The sequence below is a fragment of the Herbaspirillum lusitanum P6-12 genome (genome assembly GCF_000256565.1).
Taxonomy (GTDB): Bacteria; Pseudomonadota; Gammaproteobacteria; order Burkholderiales; family Burkholderiaceae_D; genus Herbaspirillum; species Herbaspirillum lusitanum.
The window spans coordinates 1-6,330 of the sequence record NZ_AJHH01000655.1; the positions used below are offsets into that span (position 1 = coordinate 1).

Consider the following 6,330-nt stretch of genomic DNA (forward strand, 5'->3'; position numbering starts at 1 on the left):
CTATTGCGGAAGCCGCTGCGCTGGGAAAAGGCGATGCCGGCATCTACGAACTGGGCGGTCCGGAAGAACACAGCCTGGCCGAGCTGGCGCAACTGGTCAATGGCCGCCAGGTGCCGCTGCACTGCATGAGCGCGGAACGGTTTTCAGCGCAACGCGGGGTGTCGGCCACCATGGTCGACCTGATGACGCGCGGCTGTGCGCCGCATGAAACGGAAACCACCGCCGCGCTTTTCGGCGTGCAGTTGACGCCCTTGTCGCTGGCATGGCCGCTGGACGATCCCGACAGCTTCGATGAAGATCCGGCGATTGCACCGGCCCTCATTTTCAACTTCGCTCAGAACCCGTAAAGCGCCGCCGGGTTATCGACCAGGATGCGCGTGCGTACTTCGGCCGACGGCGCCCATGCCGGCAACAGGTCGAACAGCGCACGATTGGACGGTTGCGGATTGCGGCCGGGATGCGGCCAGTTGCTGGCCCACAGGCAGCGCTCGGGAAACTTGTGCGCGAAGGTGCGCGCCAGTGCGCTGACGTCTTCATAGTGCGGCGCGCCGGTTTGCGAGGTCTCATACGGCGCCGACAACTTGATCCAGCAACGTCCCGTATCGAGCAGGCGCAACAGGCTTTGCATGGCCGGATGGTCGGGCGTCACCGGCTTGAGGAATTTACCGTTGTGGTCGATCACGACCCGGCACGGCAAGGACTTCAGCACGTCTTCGTATTGTTCAACATCACGACCGTCGATCTGCAGGTTGATGTTCCAGCCGAGCGGCGCAATCTTGCAGCGCTGCAAGTTCGCTTTCGGCAATGTCCAGCGGCACCGCGACGATCGCTCGCGCACTGCCCTGCGCCTGTTCCAGCGCATCGAGCGTGCAGCGGTTGTCGAAACCGTAGCCGGTCGGCTGCACGATCACCGCGCGCGTCAGGCCTAGCGCCTGCTGTTCGCGTTGGTAGTCGGACCACAGCGATTGCGGCGGCGTCGAGGGTGCGGCCGGCATCAGCGCGAAACGCGTGTAATCGTAAATGTGGATATGGCAGTCGCAGGCGCCGTCCGGGATTGTGCTGGAAGTCATGCGCGGTCTCCGCTGATTTTATTGTGCTGATCTTATTGTGCCGCACTGAAGCGCGCCAGCCGGTGCGACTGGTCGGCATTGACCGCGCCTTGAGGCAGCCGACCGGCAAGGATCGCCGCCACCTGATGGACCGTGTCCATCGCCTGATGTTCGGCCGCCTGCGGCGTCAGGCCGCCGATGTGCGGCGTGGCGATCACACGCGGATGGCGCGCCAGCAGCGGCGACGGCATCTGGTCGGGCGCCATGCCGACGTCGAGTGCGGCAGCGAGGATGACCCCGTGATCCAGCGCCTGCAGCAGCGCCGCCTCGTCGACCAGCTCTCCGCGCGAGGCATTGATGAAGAAAGCCGACGCCTGCATCTTCGCGAAGGCGGCGGCGTTGAATAATTGCGCCGTCTCGGCCGTAGCCGGGGCCAGGCAGACCACGAAATCGGATTGCGCCAGCATGGCCTCGAAGCTGGCCGCGACGTGCGACGGTTCGATGATGCTTGCATAGGGATCGGCGACGACGATCTTCATGCCGAGCGCTTGCGCGATGCGGCACAGGTATTGGCCGATGGTGCCGTAGCCGGCCACACCCAAGGTTGCGCCGCGCAATTCGCGGCCCATCCTGACGGCGGGCACGATGCCGTTGCGATAGGCCAGCGCGGCATCGCTGATGCCGCGGCTGAGATCGAACATCGCGGCCAGCACCCATTCCGCCACCGAGGCAGCGAAGCCCGGTGTGGCGCGCGTGACCAGCACGCCGTTGCGGCTGGCGGCGGCGACGTCGATGTTGCGGATATCGACCGCGCCGCGGCAATAGGCGACCAGTTGCGGCAGATGATCGAAGACTTCGGCTGTCGCCGCCGGAATGCGCGGCGCGACGATGATGTCGCAACCGGCGGCGGCGCGCACCAGGTCGCTGGGAGTCAGCGGCGTTTCGCTGTCATTCAGGCGCACCGTTCCCAGCGCCTGCAACAGCGCCAGCGGTTTGTCGCCATAGTAATTCGCGCGCGTCTCGGGCGAGTACGCGAGGTAGATATCGGCCATGTCTCACGTTATTGTTTTCAGTGCGTTTCAGCGCAGCTTGATCTCGACGTAGCGGTTGCGCGGTTCCGGCACGCCCTTCCTGGCCGGGAAGCGCGGTTCGCGCGAGCCCTTGCCGATCACTTCGATGCTGATCAGATTGACTTTAGCACGTATCAGTTCGGTCTCCACCAGCTTGGCGCGACGCACCGACAGCGTGTCGTTGAAGGCGTCGTTGCCGATGTTGTCGGCATGGCCGATGACGAGGAATTCACCGGCCGGGAATTGCTTGAATTCGTCAATCGCCTGGTCGAGGAATTTGCGCGAAGCCGGCGTCAGGCGATCGCGCCCGAGTTCGAATTGCAACACGTAGGTACGCGGACGCAGCGGCAGGTTTTCCATCACCGGCGCATAGCGCTTGCTGACGTCGGCTTCGCTCAGCGTGAGCGTCTTGCCGGCTTTTCCTGCCTGCGTTTCGACCGAGGCGTAGGGCGTCGCCAGCGCGGTTTCGCTGCCGCCGGACTTGACCACGATGCTGCTGGACGAGCCGTCCGGCTGCGGCAGGAGGACGAAGCGCTCCTTGGGACCGGCGCAAGCTGCCAGCAGCAGCGCCAGCGTCGCCGGCGCCAGCAGCCGGGTGAATTGCTGAATCAGCTTATTCATCGGCCACGTCCACAATGAAGTCGGTGCCGCGAATGCCGATAGTTGCCGTCGGCGTCGCGACTTGCTGGCGTTCCGGCGCATGCTTGCCGATCAGGCCGGTGACGTAGCGCAGCGTGCCCTTGACCACGCGCACGGCGACGTTGCCTTCGCCGGAGCTGGCGTCGAAGTTGTATTGCTCCAGCAGGAAATTGCTCTTGGGGCCAAGCGACAGCAAGGTGTCGTCGCGCAACGTGATGCCGACGGCGGCGCCCTCGGCGGTCAGCAGCCGATCGCCCGAAAACACCCGGTCGCCGACATGGGCGAGCGAAGGCTGTTCGCGGCGCAGCACCTGGACGTTGCCGCTGACGACCTTGACGATGCCGGCCGGGACATAATCCTGCACCTGGGCGTGTACGGGAGCGCCGGCGCAGCCACAGCACAAGGCGACCAACAGGAATACGCGATATGTATAGTTTCCCGACCCCATGATTTTCCCGTTTTTAGTGCGTTTCTTGTGGGCGATCTCCGCGAGCGCGGACTTGGCGCATTATAGCGCCGTTATTGCCGTATGGAAGCATTCCAGGACCGCTCTGGGAAGGCGGAAAAGCGCTGTGGACGGGCATTTTCGGTTTTCGGGGCGATCCCTTGCGGCAAAATTTGCTGCATCGCGCTGTCAATCTGGGCGCGAGAAGAGGATAATGGCAGGTCACGCTGTTTTTTCAAGGCCGGCCGCCCCGATCCCTGTTTTTCCCGAGATCCTCTTGCGCGCGGCCGCCATCATTACGGAAGTACATATTTTGACTACGACAAGAAGCAAACGCTGGAACGGCAACATCGACACCCTGAAAGCGCCCTACCTGGCAGGCGTCATTACCCAGATGGGCATTTACGGCGAGCGCGTCCAGTTCGCACTGGTCACGTCGGGCAACGGTCCGCGTTATCAGTTGACCAACACTGCCGGCAAGAAGATGGCCTTCGATGGCAATCATCACCTGCATCATCCGGAAGACGGCGAATTTGCTCCAGGCAACGCCACCGGCGTGTTCACGCTGGACCAGGTCAGGCTGGCCAAGGCCGGCGGCAGCAAGACCACCCGCACGCTGAGCACCGGCGGCGTCAAGCGCGCCACCACGCGTGCGCCAAGCGCAGCGACCCGCGCCAAGGACCAGGTCGACAGCGACAAGTACGAATACTTCAAGGCCAACCGCGCCACTTTGCCGGACACCATCGGCGAGCATTCGGAAGAAATCACCACGCTGATGCGTGGCGGCATGCCGGCGGAACAGGCTTTCGGCGAGATCGTCAAAAAGTATTTCTGAACCGGTACTTCTGAGCTGATCGCGCATGGTCAGCGGTCAGCATCAATGAAAAACGGGAGCCCAAGGGCTCCCGTTTTTCATGCGCGACCGACTTCCGCAAGTGACCGCGACCGTCAGTAAACTTCCGGCACCAGAATCTCGCTCGACACTTCGCGGCGGAAGTAGTCGTCGTGGCGCTCGCGCTCCGGCAACGAAATCGGCGCGTGCTCGACCTCGCCGTACGGCATCTGGTTCAGCAGATGATGGATGCAGTTCAGGCGCGCCTTCTTCTTGTCGACCGCCTGCACCACCCACCACGGCGCTTCGGCGATGTGGGTGCGCTCCAGCATGATTTCCTTGGCTTTGGTGTAGTCCTCCCAGCGGCGGCGCGACTCCAGGTCCATCGGGCTCAGTTTCCACTGCTTGAGCGGATCATGGATGCGGCTCAGGAAGCGCATGTGCTGCTCTTCGTCGGTGATCGAGAACCAGTATTTGACCAGCTGGATGCCGGAACGCACCAGCATGCGTTCGAACTCCGGCGCGGAACGGAAGAATTCTTCGTACTGGTCGTCGCTGCAGAAACCCATCACGCGTTCGACGCCGGCGCGGTTGTACCAGCTGCGGTCGAACAGCACGATTTCACCGGCTGCGGGCAGATGCGAAATATAGCGCTGGAAATACCATTGCGTGCGTTCGCGATCATTCGGCGCCGGCAACGCGGCGACACGGCAGACGCGCGGATTGAGGCGCTGGGTGATGCGCTTGATGACGCCGCCCTTGCCCGCTGCATCGCGGCCTTCGAACAGGATCACCACCTTGTGGCCGGTGGCGACCACCCAGTCCTGCAGCTTGACCAGCTCGGCCTGCAGGCGGAACAGTTCGCGGAAATACAGGCGACGGTCGGCCTTGTCCTGCTCGCTGACGGCGTCGACACCGCCGGCCAGTTGCTCGATCGTGCGATCTTCGATTTCCAGTTCCAGCTCTTCGTCGTAACTGTCGGCGAGCTCGCGATGAATGCGGCGTACCAGTTCTTCGTCGTTCATTTTCTCTCCATCGGATGATGCCTGAATAGCCTGAATAGCTTGAACAGGCGGCGACCGGCTGCGGTCGGCACCGTTGGAACATACCTGAGGATTATGACCGTCAGGTGACAACGGCTGGTTTATTGCCTTCAGGAATCCTTGCGGCCGGTCTTGGCCTGCTGGCGCGCCTGCCATTCTTGCAAAGCAACCCGGTAACGCTCCAGCGCATCCTGGTAAATATCGAAGATGCAGGGATCGCAACCGCTTTGGCAGCAATCTTCCAGCGCCGGTTCTATTGGCGGGGTCGGTTGCGGATCGTCGATGCGGAAAGTAGGCATGCGGGCAAAAAGAAGGAGAAAACCAAAGGGCAAGAGAAAGCTGAAGCGAACAGAACTGTCACGATTATAAAACCGCACGCGCTTCTTTCCCTGCGACAATACGAATTTACCCCGCGTCGCGCGTGGCTCGAATATTTGCCTGAACTGCGCCAGAACGTCGCCCGCACGACGACGTCAAGATCGACAGCGCTTTTCCATGAAGAGGTAGTCGCGATGGATCAGGAATCTCTGCTCAAGCTGGTCAGCATGAAAATGCCTTATGGGAAATACCAGGGACGACTGTTGGCCGACCTGCCGGGCCACTATCTCGGCTGGTTCGCGCGCGAGGGGTTTCCGCGCGGCGAACTGGGCAGCCTGATTGCGCTCATGTACGAACTCGACCACAACGCCCTGCGCTCGCTGCTCGATCCGCTGCGCAAGGACGCCGCCAATCTGCGGCGTTGATCGAATCGATGCCCGTCTGTCACGGCACGATCGTGGTAAACAAATACACCGCGAAAATCACCAGATGCACCATGCCTTGCATGACCGTCGTGCGGCCCGTGCTCAGCGAGAAGGCGGCGACGATGAACGACAGCATCAGCAGCACCGTCGACTTGATGTCCAGTCCCAGCGACAAGGTCCAGCCGGTCGCCAGCGACACCACCGCCACCGCCGGAATCGTCAGGCCGATACTGGCCAGGGCTGAACCGATCGCGAGATTGAGGCTGGTCTGCAAACGGTTGGCGCGCGCGGCGCGCGCGCGCAAGAAATGATAACCGATGCGCGCGTCAGCCTTGCCGACGCGGTTCAATCAGTTGCACGGGAGGGGATTATCTGGCGGACGGCCAGGGGGTGAGGATTTCGGCGCCGTCGGCGGTCACCGCGATCATGTGTTCCCATTGCGCCGAGAGCGAGCCGTCGCGCGTGACCACGGTCCAGCCGTCGTCGAGTTGCTGCACGGCGCGCGCGGG

General features: G+C 62.6%; 8 protein-coding genes and 3 pseudogenes. 3 read left to right on the top strand and 8 right to left on the bottom strand.

Translation table 11 applies throughout. The annotated features are described in order from the left end of the window. The coding region (locus HLUSI_RS30000) for a Rossmann-fold NAD(P)-binding domain-containing protein (protein WP_040503767.1) at positions 1-347 on the top strand (347 nt) is incomplete at its 5' end. Here HLUSI_RS30000 and HLUSI_RS30005 read toward each other — a convergent pair. From HLUSI_RS30005 to HLUSI_RS0121540, 4 genes and pseudogenes are all read right to left on the bottom strand, one after another. After that, positions 335-1,070, bottom strand: a pseudogene (locus tag HLUSI_RS30005) (amidohydrolase family protein). The gene HLUSI_RS30000 and the pseudogene HLUSI_RS30005 overlap by 13 nt on opposite strands. A 32-nt stretch (positions 1,071-1,102) precedes the next feature. Then, positions 1,103-2,101, bottom strand: coding sequence for an NAD(P)-dependent oxidoreductase (locus HLUSI_RS0121530; protein ID WP_016835917.1), 999 nt, complete (start codon positions 2,099-2,101; stop codon positions 1,103-1,105). 27 nt (positions 2,102-2,128) lie between these two features. Further along, positions 2,129-2,740 carry an OmpA family protein gene (locus HLUSI_RS0121535; protein WP_016835918.1) on the bottom strand — a complete coding sequence of 204 codons (612 nt, stop codon included), beginning with the start codon at positions 2,738-2,740 and terminating at the stop codon, positions 2,129-2,131. Beyond that, positions 2,733-3,206, bottom strand: coding sequence for a FecR family protein (locus tag HLUSI_RS0121540; RefSeq protein ID WP_029363865.1), 474 nt, complete (start codon positions 3,204-3,206; stop codon positions 2,733-2,735). Before HLUSI_RS0121540 ends, HLUSI_RS0121535 begins: the two co-directional genes overlap by 8 nt. A 310-nt stretch (positions 3,207-3,516) precedes the next feature. On the opposite strand from HLUSI_RS0121540, the gene HLUSI_RS0121545 reads away from it, so the two are divergent. Next, positions 3,517-4,038, top strand: a complete 522-nt coding sequence (locus tag HLUSI_RS0121545) for a hypothetical protein (protein ID WP_016835920.1) — start codon at positions 3,517-3,519, stop codon at positions 4,036-4,038. 113 nt (positions 4,039-4,151) lie between these two features. Here HLUSI_RS0121545 and ppk2 read toward each other — a convergent pair whose 3' ends face one another. Both ppk2 and HLUSI_RS0121555 read right to left on the bottom strand, forming a co-directional pair. Further along, positions 4,152-5,060 carry a polyphosphate kinase 2 gene (gene ppk2 / locus HLUSI_RS0121550; protein ID WP_016835921.1) on the bottom strand — a complete coding sequence of 303 codons (909 nt, stop codon included), beginning with the start codon at positions 5,058-5,060 and terminating at the stop codon, positions 4,152-4,154. A gap of 128 nt (positions 5,061-5,188) precedes the next feature. Next, positions 5,189-5,377, bottom strand: a complete 189-nt coding sequence (locus HLUSI_RS0121555; RefSeq protein WP_016835922.1) for an oxidoreductase-like domain-containing protein — start codon at positions 5,375-5,377, stop codon at positions 5,189-5,191. A gap of 213 nt (positions 5,378-5,590) precedes the next feature. On the opposite strand from HLUSI_RS0121555, the gene HLUSI_RS0121560 reads away from it, so the two are divergent. After that, a complete protein-coding gene (locus HLUSI_RS0121560; RefSeq protein WP_016835923.1) occupies positions 5,591-5,821 on the top strand; it encodes a DUF3820 family protein in 231 nt (76 codons plus the stop codon). A gap of 19 nt (positions 5,822-5,840) precedes the next feature. Here the strand turns inward: HLUSI_RS0121560 and HLUSI_RS0121565 are convergent. Then, a pseudogene (locus tag HLUSI_RS0121565) lies at positions 5,841-6,116 on the bottom strand (ionic transporter y4hA); the annotation flags it as partial. A 73-nt stretch (positions 6,117-6,189) separates the two neighbouring features. Then, positions 6,190-6,330 (bottom strand): annotated as a pseudogene (locus HLUSI_RS33015) (type I methionyl aminopeptidase); the annotation flags it as partial.